This is a genomic window from Tabrizicola thermarum (assembly GCF_003574395.1).
Taxonomy (GTDB): Bacteria; Pseudomonadota; Alphaproteobacteria; order Rhodobacterales; family Rhodobacteraceae; genus Tabrizicola; species Tabrizicola thermarum.
In genome coordinates this window covers 108075-126002 of sequence record NZ_QMJY01000080.1, presented here as the reverse complement: position 1 = coordinate 126002, position 17928 = coordinate 108075, and the positions used below count along the sequence as shown (strand labels likewise).

Annotated in this window: 24 protein-coding genes; 8 read left to right on the top strand and 16 right to left on the bottom strand. The window is 66.7% G+C overall.

The features are described 5' to 3' along the window. Positions 1 to 75: 75 nt before the first annotated feature. The 9 genes from D5084_RS14220 to D5084_RS14180 all read right to left on the bottom strand — a co-directional run bounded on the left by D5084_RS14220 (position 76) and on the right by D5084_RS14180 (position 7904). Positions 76 to 1095, bottom strand: coding sequence for a ribose-phosphate pyrophosphokinase (locus tag D5084_RS14220; protein WP_128516159.1), 1020 nt, complete (start codon positions 1093 to 1095; stop codon positions 76 to 78). 96 nt (positions 1096 to 1191) lie between these two features. After that, positions 1192 to 2208, bottom strand: a complete 1017-nt coding sequence (locus D5084_RS14215) for a threonine aldolase family protein (protein WP_128516158.1) — start codon at positions 2206 to 2208, stop codon at positions 1192 to 1194. Further along, positions 2208 to 2657 (bottom strand): YcgN family cysteine cluster protein, encoded by a 450-nt coding sequence (locus D5084_RS14210; RefSeq protein WP_128516157.1) that lies wholly within the window; start codon positions 2655 to 2657, stop codon positions 2208 to 2210. Before D5084_RS14210 ends, D5084_RS14215 begins: the two co-directional genes overlap by 1 nt. Then, on the bottom strand, positions 2654 to 3577 hold the full coding sequence (locus tag D5084_RS14205; RefSeq protein WP_128516156.1) for a bifunctional riboflavin kinase/FAD synthetase: 924 nt from the start codon (positions 3575 to 3577) through the stop codon (positions 2654 to 2656). Before D5084_RS14205 ends, D5084_RS14210 begins: the two co-directional genes overlap by 4 nt. A gap of 29 nt (positions 3578 to 3606) precedes the next feature. Beyond that, on the bottom strand, positions 3607 to 4050 hold the full coding sequence (locus D5084_RS14200; RefSeq protein ID WP_128516155.1) for a MaoC family dehydratase: 444 nt from the start codon (positions 4048 to 4050) through the stop codon (positions 3607 to 3609). A gap of 119 nt (positions 4051 to 4169) precedes the next feature. After that, entirely contained in the window at positions 4170 to 5057 is an 888-nt protein-coding gene (locus D5084_RS14195; RefSeq protein ID WP_128516154.1) for a TIGR01459 family HAD-type hydrolase, read from the bottom strand. A gap of 108 nt (positions 5058 to 5165) precedes the next feature. Then, positions 5166 to 6083, bottom strand: a complete 918-nt coding sequence (locus D5084_RS14190; RefSeq protein WP_128516153.1) for a manganese-dependent inorganic pyrophosphatase — start codon at positions 6081 to 6083, stop codon at positions 5166 to 5168. 85 nt (positions 6084 to 6168) lie between these two features. Next, entirely contained in the window at positions 6169 to 6906 is a 738-nt protein-coding gene (locus tag D5084_RS14185) for an N-acyl homoserine lactonase family protein (protein ID WP_128516152.1), read from the bottom strand. Then, a complete protein-coding gene (locus D5084_RS14180) occupies positions 6903 to 7904 on the bottom strand; it encodes a TraB/GumN family protein (RefSeq protein ID WP_128516151.1) in 1002 nt (333 codons plus the stop codon). The genes D5084_RS14185 and D5084_RS14180 overlap by 4 nt, the downstream gene beginning before the upstream one ends. A gap of 183 nt (positions 7905 to 8087) precedes the next feature. On the opposite strand from D5084_RS14180, the gene D5084_RS14175 reads away from it, so the two are divergent. From D5084_RS14175 to D5084_RS14165, 3 genes are all read left to right on the top strand, one after another. Beyond that, positions 8088 to 8375, top strand: coding sequence for a co-chaperone GroES (locus D5084_RS14175; protein WP_128516150.1), 288 nt, complete (start codon positions 8088 to 8090; stop codon positions 8373 to 8375). 66 nt (positions 8376 to 8441) lie between these two features. Further along, positions 8442 to 10079 carry a chaperonin GroEL gene (groL, locus tag D5084_RS14170; protein WP_128516149.1) on the top strand — a complete coding sequence of 546 codons (1638 nt, stop codon included), beginning with the start codon at positions 8442 to 8444 and terminating at the stop codon, positions 10077 to 10079. A 110-nt stretch (positions 10080 to 10189) separates the two neighbouring features. Next, positions 10190 to 11041: a DMT family transporter gene (locus D5084_RS14165; protein WP_128516148.1), complete on the top strand. Its 852-nt coding sequence runs from the start codon at positions 10190 to 10192 to the stop codon at positions 11039 to 11041. On the opposite strand, the gene D5084_RS14160 is transcribed toward D5084_RS14165, so the two are convergent. Genes D5084_RS14160 through D5084_RS14150 form a run of 3 tightly spaced genes read right to left on the bottom strand, consistent with a single transcriptional unit; the run spans position 11008 to position 12423 of the window. Next, positions 11008 to 11490: a GNAT family N-acetyltransferase gene (locus D5084_RS14160; RefSeq protein WP_128516147.1), complete on the bottom strand. Its 483-nt coding sequence runs from the start codon at positions 11488 to 11490 to the stop codon at positions 11008 to 11010. The two genes, D5084_RS14165 and D5084_RS14160, sit on opposite strands and share 34 nt — an antisense overlap. Further along, positions 11477 to 11977, bottom strand: coding sequence for a GreA/GreB family elongation factor (locus tag D5084_RS14155; RefSeq protein WP_128516146.1), 501 nt, complete (start codon positions 11975 to 11977; stop codon positions 11477 to 11479). Before D5084_RS14155 ends, D5084_RS14160 begins: the two co-directional genes overlap by 14 nt. Next, entirely contained in the window at positions 11974 to 12423 is a 450-nt protein-coding gene (locus tag D5084_RS14150) for an NUDIX domain-containing protein (protein ID WP_128516145.1), read from the bottom strand. Before D5084_RS14150 ends, D5084_RS14155 begins: the two co-directional genes overlap by 4 nt. Before the next feature lie 66 nt (positions 12424 to 12489). Between D5084_RS14150 and D5084_RS14145 the strand changes: the two genes are divergently transcribed. After that, positions 12490 to 12888, top strand: coding sequence for a low affinity iron permease family protein (locus D5084_RS14145; protein ID WP_128516144.1), 399 nt, complete (start codon positions 12490 to 12492; stop codon positions 12886 to 12888). Between the two features lie 72 nt (positions 12889 to 12960). After that, on the top strand, positions 12961 to 13650 hold the full coding sequence (locus tag D5084_RS14140) for an esterase/lipase family protein (RefSeq protein ID WP_238382659.1): 690 nt from the start codon (positions 12961 to 12963) through the stop codon (positions 13648 to 13650). A gap of 30 nt (positions 13651 to 13680) precedes the next feature. Here D5084_RS14140 and D5084_RS14135 read toward each other — a convergent pair whose 3' ends face one another. The 3 genes from D5084_RS14135 to D5084_RS14125 are packed head-to-tail and all read right to left on the bottom strand — an operon-like array spanning position 13681 to position 15491. Further along, positions 13681 to 14745, bottom strand: a complete 1065-nt coding sequence (locus D5084_RS14135) for a 5-(carboxyamino)imidazole ribonucleotide synthase (protein ID WP_128516143.1) — start codon at positions 14743 to 14745, stop codon at positions 13681 to 13683. Further along, the gene (gene purE, locus D5084_RS14130) at positions 14738 to 15217 is read right to left on the bottom strand and encodes a 5-(carboxyamino)imidazole ribonucleotide mutase (RefSeq protein ID WP_128516142.1); all 480 of its coding nucleotides are present in this window, start codon (positions 15215 to 15217) and stop codon (positions 14738 to 14740) included. The genes D5084_RS14135 and purE overlap by 8 nt, the downstream gene beginning before the upstream one ends. Before the next feature lie 55 nt (positions 15218 to 15272). Next, positions 15273 to 15491, bottom strand: a complete 219-nt coding sequence (locus D5084_RS14125; RefSeq protein ID WP_128516141.1) for a YdcH family protein — start codon at positions 15489 to 15491, stop codon at positions 15273 to 15275. Positions 15492 to 15702: 211 nt separating this feature from the next. Between D5084_RS14125 and D5084_RS14120 the strand changes: the two genes are divergently transcribed. Together D5084_RS14120 and D5084_RS14115 are read left to right on the top strand one after the other, a co-directional pair. Next, positions 15703 to 16143, top strand: a complete 441-nt coding sequence (locus tag D5084_RS14120; RefSeq protein WP_128516140.1) for an Hsp20 family protein — start codon at positions 15703 to 15705, stop codon at positions 16141 to 16143. Then, the gene (locus D5084_RS14115) at positions 16140 to 16367 is read left to right on the top strand and encodes a DUF1150 family protein (RefSeq protein WP_128516139.1); all 228 of its coding nucleotides are present in this window, start codon (positions 16140 to 16142) and stop codon (positions 16365 to 16367) included. The genes D5084_RS14120 and D5084_RS14115 overlap by 4 nt, the downstream gene beginning before the upstream one ends. Position 16368: 1 nt before the next feature. Here the strand turns inward: D5084_RS14115 and D5084_RS14110 are convergent, their stop codons facing one another. Continuing rightward, a complete protein-coding gene (locus D5084_RS14110; RefSeq protein ID WP_202910070.1) occupies positions 16369 to 17241 on the bottom strand; it encodes a sterol desaturase family protein in 873 nt (290 codons plus the stop codon). Positions 17242 to 17372: 131 nt separating this feature from the next. Between D5084_RS14110 and D5084_RS14105 the strand changes: the two genes are divergently transcribed. Next, positions 17373 to 17846, top strand: coding sequence for a cytochrome b (locus D5084_RS14105; protein WP_128516138.1), 474 nt, complete (start codon positions 17373 to 17375; stop codon positions 17844 to 17846). The last annotated feature ends 82 nt before the right edge of the window (positions 17847 to 17928 follow it).

Here is a 17928-nt window from a genome sequence, read left to right as displayed (position 1 = left end):
GACGCAGGCCCGCAACAATCGCAGCCTTAGCCGCAAATTGGGCTGACTTTATGGCAATCGCCGCGCCGTTTCGCGTCAGCTGCGCTGATAGAGTCCCTCGTAGATCGGGACCAGGGTGTCGGTCTCGAACAGCGAGGACACCGACATGCCGCCCCAGATGTTCAGGATCGCCTGGGCAAACATCGGCGCGGTGGGCACGATGCGGATGTTCCTGGCGGCCTTCACCGCCTCGGTCGGGGCGATGGAATCGGTGATGACCAGGGACTTCATCACCGAATTAGCGACGCGTTCCACCGCCGGGCCGGACAGCACGCCGTGGGTGATGTAGCTGTGCACCTCGGTCGCGCCGGCCTCCATCAGCGTTTCGGCCGCCTTGCACAGCGTTCCGGCCGTGTCGCAGATGTCGTCGACGATGATGCACTTGTGGCCCCTCACATCGCCGATCACGGTCATGCCCGCGACCTCGCCCGCCTTCTCGCGCCGCTTGTCCACGATGGCGAGGGGCGCGTTGATCCGCTTGGCCAGTTCCCGCGCGCGCGCCACGCCGCCCACGTCGGGCGAGACGATCATGATGTCGTCCATCGCGCCCTTGAAGTGGTGCTCGATGTCCAGCGCAAAGACCGGTGCGGCGTAAAGGTTGTCCACCGGGATGTCGAAGAAGCCCTGGATCTGCGCGGCGTGCAGGTCCAGCGTCAGGACGCGGTCCACCCCGGCGGTCTCGATCAGGTTCGCCACCAGCTTGGCGCTGATCGGCGTGCGGGCCTTGGCGCGGCGGTCCTGGCGGGCATAGCCGAAATAGGGGATCACGGCGGTGATGCGGCTGGCGCTGGACCGGCGCAGCGCATCGACCATGATGAGCAGTTCCATCAGATTGTCGTTCGCCGGGTTCGAGGTCGGCTGGATGACATACATGTCCTCGCCCCGGACGTTTTCGAACACTTCGACGAAGATTTCCTGATCGTTGAACCGTTCGACCCGCGCGTCCACGAGGTTCACGCTCATCCCCCGGTGCATCGACATCCGCCGGGCGATGGCCTTGGCAAGGGGAAGATTGGCGTTACCGGCGATGAGCTTCGGTTCGGTGACAGCGGGCATGGCGGCTCCGGGCAGCGGATTCGGGATGGGCACCGCTTATCACCCGGCCAAGCGAATGCAACCCGGCGCGAGGTGAGAGGCCGCGAAATCCACTGTTCAGAAGGCGTTCAGGAAGGCGTCGACATCGGCCTCGGTCGTGGACCACGACGCGACAAGGCGCGCCCTCTCGCGGCCTTGTGGGGCGGGAAAGCGGTAGTAATGCGCGCCCGCAGCCTCCAGCCGGTCGTGGTGGCCGGTGGGCCATTCGGGGAACAGCATGTTGGCGTCGGCAGGGGGAACATGCGCCTGCCGGTCACGCAGCCCCTGCACCAGGCGCTGACCCATCGCATTGGCCTGCGCTGCCAGCCGCAGCCAGAGACCGTCGGTGAGGTAAGCCTCCATCTGCGCCGACAGGAAGCGGTGCTTGGAGAACAGGTGCCCGCCCCGCTTGCGCCGCAGCTCCAGCTCCCAGGCCTTTGCCGGGTTGAAAAGGACCACGCCCTCGACCCCCAGGCAGCCGTTCTTCGTCCCGCCCAGCGACAGGACGTCGATCCCCGCTTTCCAGGTCATCTCGGCCGGACTTGCCCCGGTGGCGACCAGGGCATTGGCGAACCGGGCGCCATCCAGGTGGCAGGGGATGCCCTTTGCCTTGGCAAGCGCGGTCAGGGCCGCGATCTCGGCGGGGGTGTAGACGGTGCCGGCCTCGGTCACATTGGTCAGCGACAGCATGCCCCTCTGCACGCCGTGGACGCCGCTTTCGCCGGTGGTGGCAAGGGCCTCGGCCAGGGCGTCAGGCGTGATCTTGCCGTGTTCGCCCGGGATCAGGACCAGCTTGGCGCCGGAGTAGAACTCTGGCGCATTGCATTCGTCCTCGGCAATATGGGCGTGCTGGTGGCAGAACACGCCGTCCCAGGGCTGGACATGGGTCGCGATGGCCAGCGCATTGGCGGCAGTGCCTGTGGCGACAAGGCGGACCTCGGCTTCTGGCGCTTCGAAGATCTCGCGCACCAGATCGGTCACGCGCGCCATCGCCGCATCGGCGCCATAGCTGCGCTCATAGCCTTCATTGGCCTTCAGGATCGCGGCCATGATCTCGGGGGCCGCACCCGAGGTGTTGTCGGAGGCAAAGCGCATCAGGGGGTTTCCTCGATCAGGTAGTCTTCCCAGTCGTCCTCGGGGATGTCGGCTTCCGAGAGCGTCAACCCCCTGATCGACGCGCCCGCCTTGTGCGTGCTGTCCGGGTCGCCGGTCAACAACGGGTGCCAGTCGGGCAGTTTCTTCTTCTGGAACAGCAGCTTGTAGGCGCAGGTCGCGGGCATCCAGTAGGCGATCTTCGGCAGGGTCTTCGGCGTCAGGACCACACATTCCGGGACGTGCAGCTTGCGGTTCGGATAGTCGCGGCACCGGCAGGTGTCGCCGTCGAACAGGCGACAGGCAATGCGGGTATAGGCGACCTCGCCGGTGTCCTCATATTCCAGCTTGTTCAGGCAGCACTTGCCGCAGCCGTCGCACAGCGCCTCCCATTCGGCTTGCGTCATCTTCGACAGGGGGACGGTTTCCCAGAACCGGGGGCGGAGCGTCATGCGGTCGCCAGGATTGCGCGAGCCTGGGCGCAGTCGGCCTCCATCTGGGCGATGAGGGCGGGAAGGCCGTCGAATTTCATCTCGGGCCGCAGGAATTCGACCAGCGCGACCGACAGGTGGTGGCCGTAAAGGTCGCCCTTGAAGTCGAGGAGGAAGGTTTCCAGGTTCGGCACCTCGCCGTTGAACATGGGCCGCACTCCAAGGCTGGCGGCGCCCATGTAGGCCCCGGTGTGGGGGCCGGTAAGGACATCGACCTTGACGGCATAGACGCCGAAGCGTGGCAGGTGCAGGCCGGAAAGGGCCATGTTTGCCGTGGGATAGCCAAGTTCGCGGCCCCGCTTTTCGCCATGGATCACCTCTCCCTCGATCCGGTGGAGGTGACCCAGCATGGCGGCGGCGTCGCGCGGGCGGCCTTCGGTCAAGGCCTGGCGGATGGCGGTCGAGGAGACCTCGCGCCCGGCGATCTGCACCAGCGGCGCGATGGTGGTGGCAAAGCCGAAGCGTTCGCCCAGGGCGCGGAGGTCATGGGCCGTGCCCGAGCGGCCCTTGCCGAAGCAGAAGTCGGCGCCGACCACGACATGAGAGATGCCAAGACCTTCGGCCAGCACGTCGCGGGCGAATTCCTCGGGCGTCAGGGCGGCGAGCGCGCGGTTGAAGGGCAGCTGGAACAGGTGCTCGACCCCCAGCTTGGCCAGCCGGTTCGCCCGCGCTTCGGCGTTCATCAGGCGGAAGGGCGGGGCGTCGGGGGCGAAGAACTGGCGCGGATGGGGTTCGAAGGTGATGACGCCCAACGGGCCACGGCCACGCGCGAGGTCGATGACGGAAGCGTGGCCGAGATGAACGCCGTCAAAATTGCCCATCGCGCAGGATGCACCCCGGGCAGAGGGGTCAAGCCACTGGAAATCCTGATGAATCTGCATCCGCGCCCTTCAAGGGGGCGTCTGCCCCGTCAGTCGAACTTGCGGCTGGGCGCAAGAACCAGCGCCTCACCCTTCACCACAACGGTTTTACCGACCGAGGCGAGGGTTTCAAGGGTGACTCGGCGCTTGGCATGGTCGATGGCGGTGACGGTGACCTCGGCCCGGACCATGTCGCCGGGGCGGACGGGGGCCATGAAGCGCAAGGATTGGCCCAGATAGACGGTGCCGTGGCCGGGCAGTTGCTCGCCGATGACGGCGGAGATGAGGCCCGCGGTCAGCATGCCGTGGGCGATGCGGCCCTCGAAGATCGTGTCCCGGGCGTATTGTTCATCCAGATGGACGGGGTTGCGGTCGGTAGAGACCTCGGCAAAAAGCTCGATATCCCGGTCGGTTACGACCTTCATCAGATGACGGGACATGCCGATTTCGATGTCCTCGATGCAGATCGTCCCACGGGGCATGTTGTCCAGCATGGTTTTCGATTCCCTACCTTGCGTGGCGAAACGCTAGCACATGCTGCGCTGCGGCACAATCGTTTGCGCAAGAATAGTTCAAGTAGACGATAGTATGAGACTGAAAATTACCGCGCGGATCAGCGCAGGCGGCCCATGGCGAAGGTCGGCGACAGTTCCTTCGCCCCAAGCCAGGCGTCAAGACGCGCCGGATCGGGGTTTTCGACGTCGGGGCCGAAGCGGTCGGCCTCAAGCCCCCCGGTGATGAACAGGGTATCGAGGCCCTCACCGATACCGCCTTGAATATCCGTGAAAATTCCGTCGCCGATGCAGAGGATCTGCGCGTCGGTCAGCCCGGTCTGGGCCAGGCGGCGGCGGGCGAGGTCGTAGATCGGGGGGTGCGGCTTGCCGAAGTAAAGCGCGGTGCCGCCCATGTCCTCGTAGGCCTTGGCCAGCGCCCCGGCGCAGTAGAGCCGCTTGTCGCCCATGTCGACAACGATGTCCGGGTTGGCGCAAAGCATGGGCAGGCCAAGGGTCTTTCCAAGAAGCAGGCTTGCGCGGTAATCCTCCGGGGTTTCGGTCAGGTCGTCGCGCAGGCCGGTGCAGACGATCCCCTCGGCTTCCTGTAGCGGGACGCGGGTGATCGGGGGCTGCGTGGCGGCGTAGGCGGCGAGATCCTCGGCGAAATCGGTGAAGAAAACCTCATCCTTCGGCGCGCCGATGTGGTGGACGCGGCGGCCCACGGCGCCCGAGAGCATCCCCATCTGCGCCGCATCGCCCGAGGTGACCACCAGATCATAGGCGTCGCGGGGCACGCCAAGGCCATCCAACTGATCGATGACGCTGGATTTCGGCCGAGGCGCGTTGGTCAGAAGAACGACCTTCCCACCCGTTGCGCGAAAGCCTTGCAGGGCCGCAACGGCGGCCGGATAGGCGGCTTTCCCGTTGTGCAGGCAGCCCCAGAGATCGCAGAAAACGGCGTCGTATCGGCCTGTCAGATCAGCAAGCGCGCGGATGATCTGGGTCATTCTGGGGTCCTTTCGGGACTGGAACGGCGGTCTGCAACCCGTTTGCGTCGCAGAGCCCGTCCATGCATACGCGCGCATGCACGGACGGTTGCGCAACGGCGGCTGAAATCAGAGCTTCAGCGCGGGGATGATCTGCTTCTTGCGGCTCATGATCCCGGGCAGGACGACCGTGTCGCCGGTGACCTTCACGCCGAAGGAGGCTTCGGCAAGCTGCTTGACCAGATCGTTCGGAACCAGAAGCGTCGCCTCTTCCTTCAGGATGTCCACGACGAACAGGAGCACCTGATCGGCGCCGTCCTCTTTCGCCACTTCCACCATGGATCGCATCAGGCTGTCCTTGCGGTCAAGGACGACCTTGGGCGCGGTGGTCTCCAGCACCGAGACGCGCAGTTCCTTGCCGGCGACGGTGTATTCCTTGGAGTCCATCCTCAGAAGTTCGGCATCCGAGAAGGCGGAGACGTCGGATTTCGCCTCGAACATCCTGGTGGCCAGTTCGTTGATGTTGACCCCAAGGTCGGCGGCCAGTTTCTCGGCCACCGCGCGGTCGTGCGGGGTGGTGGTGGGGCTGCGGAACTCCAGCGTGTCGGACAGGATGCAGGACAGCATCGCGCCCTTGATGTGCTTCGGCGCCTTGGCCACGGCATCGCCCATCAGGTCGTGCAGGATCGTGGCGGTGCAGGCCAGCGGGCGGATGGTGATGTCGATCGGGTTTTTCGTCCTGAGGCCGCCGACCAGAAGGTGGTGGTCGATGATGCCCTGGATCCTGGCCTCGTTGATGGAAGGCGGCAGTTCCGCCGGGTTGTTGGTATCTACGATCACCACCTTGTCCTCGGCGGTGACGTCCGAAATGATCTCGGGCTTTTCCAGGCCCCAGTGGCGCAGCACGAAGGCGGTTTCGGTGTTGGGTTCGCCCAGAAGGACGGGTTTCGCCGGGGTGCCGGTTTCATTCAGATACCAGGCCCAGATGATCGGCGAGCCGGTGGAATCGGTGTCAGGGGATTTGTGGCCGAAGACGAGGGTGGTCATGGGATGCCCTTGAAAGGTTTCGCGGTTCGCGGGCGGTATAGGCGAGGGCGCGGCGATTGTCACGCGGGGGCGCGGTGGCGGCTGCCTACCATGGCCGGGGCGCCTTGGGCAGGAGCGGCCATTGCGCGGGTTCGTGACCGTAGATCAGCACGGCGTCAGGATCGGCCAGCGACAGAAGGTAGTTGGCCGAAGCCTGCGAGGCGGCTGGGTCCATCGAATCGGCGAAAGCCTCGGCCGGTTCCGAGGCGCGGTTGATCGCGTCGGCGGCCAGGATCACCCGACGGCCGTCGGGCAGGGTGACAAGGGCCGAGAGATGGCCGGGTGTGTGGCCGGGGGTGGGGATCAGGGTCAGGCCCTCGCAGACGGGCGTGTCGGTGTCGATCCGGTGATAGGTGGCGTCGGGCCAGACGATCGGGCGGACGCTGCCGAAATAAAGCGGTGCCGGCTCGGCCCGTTCGCGGGCGGTCAGGACGATGGGGGCGTGGGCGAAAAGCGGCAGCGAGCCGACGTGGTCGATGTGGCCGTGCGACAGGATCACAAGGTCGATGTCCCCGGGTGCCAGGCCGAGGAGGGCGAGGGCCCCTTCGGCGGTCTGGTCGGGGCGGAAGTCGATCAGGCGGCCAAAGCGGGGCAGGCCGTCCCGGGCCGGGCGGTCGGGGTCGGTCAGGTAGTCGGGCGGAAAGCCGGTGTCGAACAGGATGTTCTGGCCACGGTCGGTCTGCATCAGATAGCCCGGGATGCCGATGATCCGTTCCCCGTTGCGGACGTCGAACAGGCCGAGGTCAAGGATGTAGAGCCGTTCAAGTCTGCCGGGAAGGATCACAGGGGCAGCTCCTCTACAGTGAAGCCTTCCTTCTTCAGCAGGTTCAGCACGCCATCCTCGCCCGACAGATGCAGGGCGCCGAAGGCGCTGAACACCGGGCCCTTGGCCGAAGCCTCGGTCAGGACCGGGATCCACGCCCGGTTGCGGCGGGACGCGACGAGGTCCTCCATCCGCGCGAAGTCGGCGTCGATCCGGGCGCGGGTGTAGCCGGGCATGTCATAGGCGGCAAAGCGCATGAGTTCCCAGGCGAGGCGGCTTTCTCCGGCAAAGTAGCTGTCGACGAGGGTGGTGAAGTAGTCCTCGCTCATGTCCTCGATGGCGAGGGTAGAGATCAGCATCTCGGTCAGCTCTTCGGGCGTCATGGCGTCGAAGATGCCGAAAAGCGTGTCGAACGGTTCAAGCCCGCGCACGGGAATGCCCGCCGCAAGCGCGGTGTCGATGACCGCGCCATCCAGGCCCTTCGGCTGTTCCGCCATCGACGTCATCGCGCAGGGCGGGATGGAGAGGAGGGTGAGGACATACCAGGGCTGGAACTTGGCGGCCATGAAGGCGGGGATGCCGCGGGCAGACAGGGCATCCTTCAGCGGCGCCCAGACTTCGGGAGGGAGGCGCTGGTTCAGCGTGGGGCCTTGGGTGATGACCATGGCCGAGGGGTCGTCGGCGATCTTCCGCATCAGCGCCGCTTCCTCTTCGGGGCCCGCTTCGACAAGGACGGTGCTGGCGGCCGTGATATATGGCGTCAGCGCGGCGATGTTGGCGGCGTGGCGCGGGTCGTCGAAGTGGTAGGTCCCGGCAAGGGTGATGACCTCGTCCCCGCGCGTCGCGCGCCAGAAATTGCCGCTGGCAAAGGGGACGGCGGCGGCGGCGGCCCTGATCTCGGCCAGCCGCGCCGGTTCCATCGTGTCGAAGAGATTGCGGCCGGCACAGGCGGCGGTCACGGGGAAGGCAAGGATCAGGGACAGGGTGAGGGAGGCGATGGCGGAGAGAAGGCGGGACATGCGACCTTGCGGAATTGGAACGGTTCGCCCCATCGTGGCATCGCACCGGCAAAAGGCAAAGCGAAAAGCCGGGTCGCGGGTGTTGACTCGCGCGGGGGCATCGCCTACCTGAAAAGCCGTTAGCACTCGGGCAGGCTGAGTGCTAATCGAGATCAAACCTGGAAACTCAAGGGAGTACCCCAGATGGCTTTCAAACCGCTGCATGACCGTGTTCTGGTCAAGCGTATCGCCTCGGACGAAAAGACCAAGGGCGGGCTCATCATCCCCGACACCGCCAAGGAAAAACCGGCCGAGGGCGAGATCGTCGCCGTGGGCGAGGGCGCACGCAAGGATTCGGGTGAACTGATCGCACCGTCGGTCAAGGCCGGCGATCGCGTCCTGTTCGGCAAATGGTCGGGCACCGAAGTGACGCTGAACGGCGAAGAGATGCTGATCATGAAGGAAAGCGACATCCTCGGGATCATCTCCTGAGGCGCAGTGGGGCCGAACCCCGGCCCAAGCCTTTCCTGACATCAACCCATTCAAGGAGCTATCATAATGGCTGCTAAAGACGTCAAGTTCGACACCGACGCCCGCGACCGCATGCTGCGCGGCGTCAACATTCTGGCCGACGCCGTGAAGGTCACGCTCGGTCCGAAAGGCCGCAACGTGGTGATCGACAAGTCGTTCGGCGCCCCGCGCATCACCAAGGACGGCGTCACCGTCGCCAAGGAAATCGAACTGGCCGACAAGTTCGAGAACATGGGCGCGCAGATGGTGAAGGAAGTCGCTTCCCGCACCAACGACGAAGCCGGTGACGGCACCACCACCGCGACCGTGCTGGCCCAGGCCATCATCCGCGAGGGCATGAAGTCGGTGGCCGCCGGTCTGAACCCGATGGACCTCAAGCGCGGGATCGACCTGGCGACCACCAAGGTCGTCGAGCAGATCAAGGCGATGGCCCGCCCCGTGAAGGACAGCGCCGAAGTCGCGCAGGTCGGCACCATCTCGGCCAACGGCGAGGCGGAAATCGGCCGTCAGATCGCCGAAGCGATGCAGAAGGTCGGCAACGAGGGTGTCATCACCGTCGAAGAGAACAAGGGCCTCGAGACGGAAACCACTGTCGTCGAAGGCATGCAGTTCGACCGTGGCTACCTGTCGCCCTATTTCGTGACCAACGCCGACAAGATGGTCGCGGAACTGGAAGACGCCTACATCCTGCTGCACGAGAAGAAGCTCTCGTCGCTGCAACCGATGGTCCCGCTGCTGGAAGCCGTCATCCAGTCGCAGAAACCGCTGGTCATCGTGGCCGAGGACGTGGAAGGCGAGGCTCTGGCGACGCTGGTTGTCAACAAGCTGCGCGGTGGCCTGAAGATCGCCGCCGTCAAGGCCCCCGGCTTCGGCGACCGCCGCAAGGCCATGCTCCAGGACATCGCCATCCTCACCGGCGGCCAGGTCATTAGCGACGATCTGGGCATGAAGCTGGAGAATGTCGGCCTTGACATGCTGGGCCGCGCCAAGAAGGTCGTCATCAAGAAGGATGACACCACGATCATCGACGGCGCCGGCGACAAGAAGGAGATCGAGGCTCGCGTGGCCCAGATCCGCACGCAGATCGAGGAGACCACCTCGGACTACGACCGCGAGAAGCTGCAGGAGCGTGTGGCCAAACTCGCCGGTGGCGTGGCCGTCATCCGCGTCGGCGGCATGACCGAAGTCGAAGTGAAAGAGCGCAAGGACCGTGTTGACGACGCTCTGAACGCGACCCGTGCGGCCGTGCAGGAAGGCATCGTCGTCGGCGGTGGCGTGGCGCTGATCCAGGCTTCGAAGGCTCTGGACGGGCTGAAGGGGGCCAACCCCGATCAGGACGCCGGTATCGCCATCGTCCGCCGTGCTCTGGAAGCCCCGCTGCGCCAGATCGCCGAGAACGCCGGCGTGGACGGCGCTGTCGTGGCCGGCAAGGTGCGCGAGTCGAAGGACACTTCGTTCGGCTTCAACGCCCAGACCGAAGAATATGGCGACATGTTCAAGTTCGGCGTGATCGACCCGGCCAAGGTGACGCGGACCGCGCTGGAAGATGCGGCATCGGTGGCTTCGCTGCTGATCACCACCGAGGCGATGATCGCGGACCGTCCCGAGCCGAAAGCTGCTCCGGCGATGCCGGGCGGCGGCGGCATGGGCGGGATGGACTTCTGATCCACGCCTGTCGCTTTACGGGAAAGGGCGCCTTCGGGCGCCCTTTTTCACTTCCGTTCGTAGGGTGGGCAGTATTGCCCACCCTACCGGGGGCAGTCATGGTGCGACCCATGCGCCTTTTCCTGCTGACCTCCCTGACCATGCTGGCCTTCGCGGCCAATTCCGTGCTGAACCGCTGGGCGGTGGGGCCGGGGCATATCGGCGCGGTGGAGTTTGCGATGCTGAGGCTGGCGGCAGGGGCGGTGACGCTGGCGGCGCTGGTTCTCTGGCAGCGGGGCGGGTTGGCCTGGGCCGGAGGCAGGGACCGGGTCGCCGGGGTGGCTGGGCTTGCGGCCTATCTTCTTGGGTTCTCGCTGGCCTATCGCGGTCTGGATGCCGGGACGGGGGCGCTGGTGCTGTTCGGGACAGTGCAGGTCACGATGTTCGCAGGCGCGCTTGTCTCGCGCGAGGTCGTGCCCCCCCGGCGCTGGGCAGGGGCGGGGCTGGCGCTGGTTGGCCTTGCGCTGATTGCGGCACCCGGAGCGACCGCCCTGGGTCCGCTGCTGCTGATGGCCTGCGCGGGTGTCGGCTGGGGCGTCTATTCGCTGGCCGGCCGGGGCGCGGTGGACCCCCTCGCCGCGACGGCGTGGAACTTCCTTCTGTCGGTGCCGCTGGTGCTGCCGCTGGGGCTGCTGGCCGGGGTGGCGGCGCCGGACGGGATGGGCGCGCTGCTGGCCGTGATGTCCGGGGCAGTCACCTCGGGGCTGGGCTATGCGCTGTGGTATGCGATCCTGCCCCGCCTGGGGGCAGCGCGGGCGGCGGTGGCGCAGCTGACCGTGCCGGTGATCGCGGCCCTGGGCGGGGCGGTGCTGCTGGCAGAGATGCCGGGCCTGCGCTTCTGGCTGGCGGCAGTGCTGGTGCTGGGCGGCGTGGCGCTGGCGAGCCTGCCTTACAGGGGTTTCACCAGCCGTTCGATCAGGTGACCCGTGATCGCGTCACGGCGGGTCAGGCCGGTGCCGGAGAAGCCTTCCCGTTCCCAGAACGCCCGCCCGCGGGGGTTCACGTCGAGGACGGCGAGATACAGCCGGGGGGCGTGGCGCTTGCGGGCGAGGGTTTCCACATGGGCAAGGAAGGCCCGACCGTGCCCCGCGCCTTGCGCCCAGGGGCCAAGGATCATCAGGCCGAGATAGGCGTCGGAAGGGTCGGGGAAGCCGTAGGAGACCTCGGCCACGCCGGAGAGGCGGTGGTTGAGGAACAGTCCCAGCCGGTCGCTGGTCGCCGGGTCGCAGTTCGGCGGCGCGTCGGTAAAGAAGTCCTGCGCCTGGGCGGCGGGGTCGCAGCGGCCCTCGGCCAGAAGCCAGTAGTCCGGCGCCTCGCGGTAGAATTGCGCGACAAGGGCGGTTTCGGAGGGGAAAAGCTCACGGATCCGCATGGGCGATCCTTAGGATTTCCAGATCGACGGCCCCGGCGGGGCGGCGCCAGGTCACGACATCGCCGACCCGCGCGCCGAGAAGGGCGCGGGCAAGGGGAGAGTTCGGCGCGATTCGGTTTCGGCTGGCGTCGGCCTCGTCCTCGCCGACGATTTCGTAGGTGGTCTCGCGCCCGTCCTCGTCGGCGACGGTGACGGCCAGGCCGAAGGCGACTTCGGTAAGGTCGTGAGTCGAAGGGTCGATCACAACGGCAGCCTTGAGGCGGGCTTCCAGCCAGCGCAAGTCCCGCTCAGCGGCGGCTTCGGGGAGCTTGTCCAGCCGGTCGGCGCGGGCTTTCAGGGCCGCAAGATCGGCCTTGCGCCGGGCGATCCGGGCTTGCAGGTCGGCAAGGCCCCGCGGGGTGACGATGTTCGGGCCGGGAGGAACGGGAAGCTCCGGCAGGTCGGGGCGGTCGGCCCCGGCATCCTCGTTGACGAAGGCGCGGCTCATTTCAGGATCACTTCCAGCGGGTCGTAGAGCGCGGCCCCGGTGCCCCAGGCGGCCTTTAGCAGGCTGTCGGGCTTGAAGCGGATCGTGGCGAGGTCGGCGCGGCTGAAGAAGCGGCGGTCGGTGACGACGCCTTCGGGGTCGGTCCAGTGGGGGTCGAGGTCGCCGGACACAAGCGTGCAGCGGAAGAAGATGTCGATCTGGTGGAACCCGCTGTCGGGGTCGTGGAATTCGTTCACCAGCGCCGGGGGGCCGACGGAGATGGAAAGGCCTGTCTCCTCCCTCACCTCGCGGGCGAGGTTGTCGGGAAGCGACTGCCCCGCCTCGCAGCCGCCACCCGGGGCGCACCAGAGGCCAAGCCGCGCACCGGGATAGGCGTTGACCAGAAGAAGCCGGTCCTGATGCAGGATCAGCGCGCGGGCGGCGATGCGGGGTTTTAAGCGGGCCATGGCCCAGGCAGGGTTGCGCGGGGCGGGCGGCTTTGTCCAGAGTGCGGACGAACAGGGGAGGCTGCGATGGCTTACGGCGAGGTGGCGAAACGGGTGTCGAGCTGGTGCGGGCGGCCGACGACCTTTCTTCTGGCGCTGGGGGTGATCCTGGTCTGGATCGTGACCGGACCGCTTTTCGGCTTTTCCGACACCTGGCAGCTGGTCATCAACACCGGCACGACGATCGTCACCTTTCTGATGGTGTTCCTGATCCAGAACACCCAGAACCGCGACACGGCCGCGATCCAGCTGAAGCTGGACGAACTGATCCGGGCGACCCAGGGGGCGCATAATGCGCTTCTGGACCTGGAGGAACTGGACGAGAAGATGCTGGAAGGTTTCCGGGCACGGTACGAAAGGCTCGCGCGCGAGGCGCGGGACCGGCAGGCGCAGGGTCTGCCCGACACCGACGTGCCCGACGCGTAAGGCCGGGGTCGTGACGCAAGGTCAGGGAAGGCGACCCTTTCCATGCCCTGCGGCCCACGCGATGATCGCGGCATGATCCGCTTGCGCCTGCCGTTCCCTGCCCCGCCCGATGCCGCCACCGGCGGGGTCCCGTCCGAGAGGGTGATCCTCGTCCACGGGCTGGCCCGGTCGGCGCGATCGCTGGCGGCGCTGGGGCTGGCCCTGCGCGGCGCGGGCTATGCGGTCAGCCATGCGGCCTATCCTTCGACGACGCTGACGCCGGATCAGCTGGTGGCCCATGTGGCCGAGGCGGTCGCGGTGCCCTTCGCGGGGAGGACGCATTTCGTGACCCATTCGATGGGCGGCATCCTGGTGCGGGACCTGCTGGCGCGGGGGCATCCGCCGGGGCTGGGCCGCGTGGTGATGCTGGCGCCGCCGAACCATGGATCGGAACTGGTGGACCGGCTGGGCGACTGGAAGGTGTTCGAGATGGTGAACGGCCCGGCGGGGATGAGCCTGGGCACCGGACCGGACAGCTGGCCGAACCGTCTGCCACCCGCGGACTATCCGCTGGGGATCATCGCCGGGACGCGGTCGGTCAGCCCCTGGTTCAGCCAGCTGTTGCCGGGGCCGGATGATGGCAAGGTGACGGTGGCCTCGACGCGGCTGGAGGGGATGACGGATCATCTGGAGCTTCCGGTCAGCCATACCTGGATGATGGTCAACCCGACGGTGATCCGGCAGGTGATCCACTTCCTGCGGCACGGGCGGTTCGAGAGATAGGGGCCGCTCGCCGGGAAACCGAAGACGGGGCTATCCCCGGATGATCCGGTTCACATGGCCCATCTTGCGCCCCGGTCTGGGCGCGCCCTTGCCGTAGAGGTGGACAGCGGTGTCGCGGGCTTTCAAAAGGTCGGGGACCTTCAGCACATCGTCGCCGATCAGGTTCTCCATCACCACATCGGCGTACCGGTTGCCTTCGCCCAGGGGCAGGCCCGCCACGGCGCGGATGTGCTGTTCGAACTGGTCCACGGTGCAGCCCTGTTGCGTCCAGTGGCCGGAGTTGTGGACGCGGGGGGCGATCTCGTTCACCAGAAGGCCGCGCGGGGTGACGAACAGCTCCACCCCCATCACGCCGACATAGTCCAGCGCGTTCAGGATGCGGGCGGCGATCAGGACGGCGTCGGAGCGTTGGCCGGGGGTCAGGCGCGCGGGCACCGTGGTCGTGCGCAGGATGCCCTCGCGGTGCGTATTCTCGCCGGGGTCGTAGCAGGCGACCTGTCCGTCAAGGCCGCGCGCGGCGATGACGCTGACCTCACGGTCGAAGGCGACGAAGGCTTCCAGGATGCAGGCGGCGCCGTTCATGGCGGCCCAGGCGGCGGGGATGGCGGCCACGTCCTCCAGCTTGACCTGACCCTTGCCGTCATATCCCAGCCGCGTCGTCTTGAGGATCGCGGGCAGGCCAAGGCGGTCGGCGGCGACGCGCAGGTCGGCCTCGGAGTTCACTGCGGCCCACGGCGCGGTCTGCAACCCGAGGTCGTTCAGGAAGGACTTCTCGGCGATGCGGTCCTGGCTGATCGCAAGGGCGCGGCGGTTCGGGCGGATGGGTTTGAGCGCTTCCAGCAGGTCGAGAGCGGAGGTGGGGACGTTCTCGAATTCGTAGGTGATGGCATCGACGCTGGCGGCGAAGGCGCGCAAGGCGGCTTCGTCCTCGTAGGGGGCGGTCGTCACGGCAAAGGCCACATCGCCCGCAGGCGCGGCGCCGGGTTCAAAGATGTGGCAGCGGTAGCCCAGGCGGCTGGCGGCGACCGAAAGCATCCGGCCGAGCTGCCCGCCGCCGAGGATGCCGATGGTCGCGCCCTGCGGCAGGTCAGTCATCCGAAGGCTCCTCGGGGATCGAGGCAGAGAGCGCCTCGCGCCAGGCGTCAAGGCGGGCGGCCACGGCGGGGTCGGAGGTGGCCAGGATCGCCGCCGCCATCAGGCCTGCATTGGCCGCGCCGCCGATGGCCATGGTGGCGACGGGGTAGCCCTTGGGCATCTGGAGGATCGAATAGAGCGAATCGACGCCCGCCAGCGCCTTGGTCTGGACCGGCACGCCGATCACGGGCAGCCGGGTCTTCGAGGCCATCATGCCCGGCAGATGCGCCGCCCCGCCCGCGCCCGCGATGATGACCTTGAGGCCCCTTGCGACGGCAGTCCTGCCATAGTCCCACAGGCGGTCCGGGGTGCGGTGGGCGCTGACGATCTTCGTCTCGTAGGGGATGCCGAGGTCGTCGAGGATCTCGGCGGCGGCCTTCATGGTGGGCCAGTCGCTTTGCGACCCCATGATGAGTCCGACGGATACCGCCATGCGCGCCCCCCTGGTTTCAGGCGCGATTACCGGGAACAGAGGACAGGGGCAAGCCTCAGGCGATGATGTCGGGGATCAGCATGTCCTCGATCTTCACGATCTGGTCCTTCAGCGCCAGTTTCTGCTTTTTCAGGCGGCGCAGGGTCAGCTGATCGGGGCGGCCGGTCTGTTCCAGGGCATGAATGGCCTCGTCCAGGTCGCGGTGTTCGCGACGCAAGACTTCCAGACGGATGCCCAGCATCTCTTCATGGCTGAGTTCGGTGGGGGCGTTCATGGCTGTGACGAATCGGTTTCTGCCTTTCGGACAGAATATAGGAAGCCGGGTTCCAGCGTGAAGGTTTCTGCGCGAATTCGCGTGGAAATCGCCGGATTTCCCGGCCCCTCCGGGGCTTGCGGGGCGCAGCCGCCGGCCCCATATTCAGCCGCAGCGGTGCCTGTGACAGGGCCGCGAAAACCGAACCGTCGCTTATGCCAAGGACTGTCCGATGACGAAACTGAGCTTTGGGGCCCACCCGTATCTTCTGGGGTTCGAGCAGCTGGAACGGCTGGTCGAACGCACCGCGAAATCGGGGGCCGAGGGCTACCCTCCGTTCAACATCGAGGCGGTGGCCGACAACGCCTATCGGATCACCCTCGCGGTGGCGGGCTTCCGCGAGGAGGACCTGTCGATCACCGTCGAGGACCGGCAGCTTGTCGTGCGCGGCCGCCAGGCGGATGACGCGGGCGAGAGGGTGTTCCTGCATCGCGGGATCGCGTCCCGGGCCTTTCAGCGCAGTTTCGTGCTGGCGGATGGGGTCGAGGTTGCGGGGGCCACGATGGAGAACGGGCTTCTGCACGTCGATCTGCGCCGCCATGTGCCGGAACCCGTGGTGCAGACGATCCGGATCGGTCGCAAGGATGCCAGCCAGAAAGGGGGCAAGGGATGAATACGCCATACAAAGGATTGCCGCAGGGCGCGGATCGCATCGTCTATGTCCGCGAGATCCCGGTGGCGGACCTGCCGGACGAGGTGCGCGAGCAGATGGACGGGCTGAAGGTGATCTGGTCGGTCCACGGCGCGGACGGCCGCCAGCTTGCCCTGGTCGCCGACCGCAGGCTTGCGTTCCATCTGGCGCGCGAGCACGACTACACGCCGGTCAGCGTGCACTGACCTATTCGCCAGCCACTTGCTGTCCCGACCGCGGACCCGGGGCTGTGGCCTTGCGGCGCCGATAGGCGCGCGGGCTGAAGGCATAGCCGATCTGGCCCGCCAGCGTCGGGGCCATGCGGTCGGTCACCCCCAGGGGCGCCGTGCAGGGTCCCGGAACACGGAAGGTCCCGAAAGCCCGGTCGAAGATCGAAAACACCGTCGCGTAATTGGTGTCGAAGGCGGCCGGATCGGCGGCATGATGCCAGCGGTGCATCGCGGGCGAGACGAAGATCCATCCCAACGGCCCGTAGGTCCAGGGCAGGTCGGCATGGATCAGATAGCCGTAGTAGTGGCGCACCAGATTGTTGGCGATCACCGCCTCGGTCGGCAGGCCAAGGACCAGCAGAACCGCCGTGTCGATCACGAAGCTCGTGATCCGGTTGATCGGATGGAACCGCTCCAGCGTCAGCCAGGTCATTTCCGTATCCGAATGATGGACCGCATGGCTGGGCCAGAGCAGGCGGGTATGCTCCAGCCGGTGCCGCCAGTAGCCGGTGAAATCGCCAATGAAGATGCCTAGCAACATGACGGGAAGCGCGGGGAGCCCGACCCAGACCGACGGGTCGATCAGCGCCCAGCCCTGCGTGCGGAACAGCCAGACCAGCGCCTGCGACAGGACGACGATCAGCGGACCGACGACGACCAGGTTGAAGACAAGGATTTGCAGGTTCAGGCCGGTCTCGGACGCGGCGCGGCGCATGTCGGAAAGGATTGCGCTGCGCTTGACCAGGGCACCCAGCGCCAGAAAGAACAGGCCCGTGGGCACGAGGCCCCGGAACACGTCAAGCCCGGCAGACCAGCTGTCGCGCAGGATTTGGGCAAGGAGATCAGGCATTGACGGGTCTCAAGCGTTGTCCGGTGTTGGAATGGCAACAATCTGCGGCGAAAATATGAAGTGCTCGCAGATTGGCATCGACGGATTTTCCCGATCCCTGCGTTGATGCCGCCAGAAACCGGAGAGGCCCCATGTCTGAACCCCAGAGTTATTCCCGTCTGCAGATCGCCCTGCATTGGCTGATCGCCGTTCTGATCGTCGTCGCCTGGTTCACGGGCGAGGGTGCCGGGGAGGCGATGAAGGTGGTCGAGAAGGGCGGGGTTGCGGGCTTTGTGCCGCATGTCGCGCTTGGCCTTTCGATCCTGGCCCTTGTCGTGATCCGTATTCTGGTGCGCCTGTCGCGCGGGGCTCCGGCGGCCCCCGGCGCTCCGGGCAGCCTTGGGGTCAAGGCGGCGGACTGGGGGCACCGCCTGATCTATCTGTTGATGGTCGCCGTGCCGCTGGGCGGGGCAAGCGTGTTCTTCCTGGGGCTGGAGGTGGGCGAAGTCCACGCCCTGGCCGCGAATGTCCTGATGCTGGTCGTCCTGGGTCACGCGGGCCTGGCGCTGTATCACCAGTATGTGCTGAAAGACGGCCTGCTGCGCCGGATGATGAAGGCGGAATGATCCCGACCCGGGCTTGACCCTGCCTGCCACGGACTCGATCCGGTGGGACCTCATGTGCCGAAGGGAGACCCCGGCGCAGGGC

Bases quoted from the DNA above. Each gene is read 5' to 3' on its own strand.
- D5084_RS14220 (WP_128516159.1), bottom strand. From the start codon at position 1,095: ATGCCCGCTGTCACCGAACCGAAGCTCATCGCCGGTAACGCCAATCTT.
- D5084_RS14215 (WP_128516158.1), bottom strand. From the start codon at position 2,208: ATGCGCTTTGCCTCCGACAACACCTCGGGTGCGGCCCCCGAGATCATG.
- D5084_RS14210 (WP_128516157.1), bottom strand. From the start codon at position 2,657: ATGACGCTCCGCCCCCGGTTCTGGGAAACCGTCCCCCTGTCGAAGATG.
- D5084_RS14205 (WP_128516156.1), bottom strand. From the start codon at position 3,577: ATGCAGATTCATCAGGATTTCCAGTGGCTTGACCCCTCTGCCCGGGGT.
- D5084_RS14200 (WP_128516155.1), bottom strand. From the start codon at position 4,050: ATGCTGGACAACATGCCCCGTGGGACGATCTGCATCGAGGACATCGAA.
- D5084_RS14195 (WP_128516154.1), bottom strand. From the start codon at position 5,057: ATGACCCAGATCATCCGCGCGCTTGCTGATCTGACAGGCCGATACGAC.
- D5084_RS14190 (WP_128516153.1), bottom strand. From the start codon at position 6,083: ATGACCACCCTCGTCTTCGGCCACAAATCCCCTGACACCGATTCCACC.
- D5084_RS14180 (WP_128516151.1), bottom strand. From the start codon at position 7,904: ATGTCCCGCCTTCTCTCCGCCATCGCCTCCCTCACCCTGTCCCTGATC.
- D5084_RS14175 (WP_128516150.1), top strand. From the start codon at position 8,088: ATGGCTTTCAAACCGCTGCATGACCGTGTTCTGGTCAAGCGTATCGCC.
- groL (WP_128516149.1), top strand. From the start codon at position 8,442: ATGGCTGCTAAAGACGTCAAGTTCGACACCGACGCCCGCGACCGCATG.
- D5084_RS14165 (WP_128516148.1), top strand. From the start codon at position 10,190: ATGCGCCTTTTCCTGCTGACCTCCCTGACCATGCTGGCCTTCGCGGCC.
- D5084_RS14160 (WP_128516147.1), bottom strand. From the start codon at position 11,490: ATGCGGATCCGTGAGCTTTTCCCCTCCGAAACCGCCCTTGTCGCGCAA.
- D5084_RS14155 (WP_128516146.1), bottom strand. From the start codon at position 11,977: ATGAGCCGCGCCTTCGTCAACGAGGATGCCGGGGCCGACCGCCCCGAC.
- D5084_RS14150 (WP_128516145.1), bottom strand. From the start codon at position 12,423: ATGGCCCGCTTAAAACCCCGCATCGCCGCCCGCGCGCTGATCCTGCAT.
- D5084_RS14145 (WP_128516144.1), top strand. From the start codon at position 12,490: ATGGCTTACGGCGAGGTGGCGAAACGGGTGTCGAGCTGGTGCGGGCGG.
- D5084_RS14140 (WP_238382659.1), top strand. From the start codon at position 12,961: ATGATCCGCTTGCGCCTGCCGTTCCCTGCCCCGCCCGATGCCGCCACC.
- D5084_RS14135 (WP_128516143.1), bottom strand. From the start codon at position 14,745: ATGACTGACCTGCCGCAGGGCGCGACCATCGGCATCCTCGGCGGCGGG.
- purE (WP_128516142.1), bottom strand. From the start codon at position 15,217: ATGGCGGTATCCGTCGGACTCATCATGGGGTCGCAAAGCGACTGGCCC.
- D5084_RS14125 (WP_128516141.1), bottom strand. From the start codon at position 15,491: ATGAACGCCCCCACCGAACTCAGCCATGAAGAGATGCTGGGCATCCGT.
- D5084_RS14120 (WP_128516140.1), top strand. From the start codon at position 15,703: ATGACGAAACTGAGCTTTGGGGCCCACCCGTATCTTCTGGGGTTCGAG.
- D5084_RS14115 (WP_128516139.1), top strand. From the start codon at position 16,140: ATGAATACGCCATACAAAGGATTGCCGCAGGGCGCGGATCGCATCGTC.
- D5084_RS14110 (WP_202910070.1), bottom strand. From the start codon at position 17,241: ATGCCTGATCTCCTTGCCCAAATCCTGCGCGACAGCTGGTCTGCCGGG.
- D5084_RS14105 (WP_128516138.1), top strand. From the start codon at position 17,373: ATGTCTGAACCCCAGAGTTATTCCCGTCTGCAGATCGCCCTGCATTGG.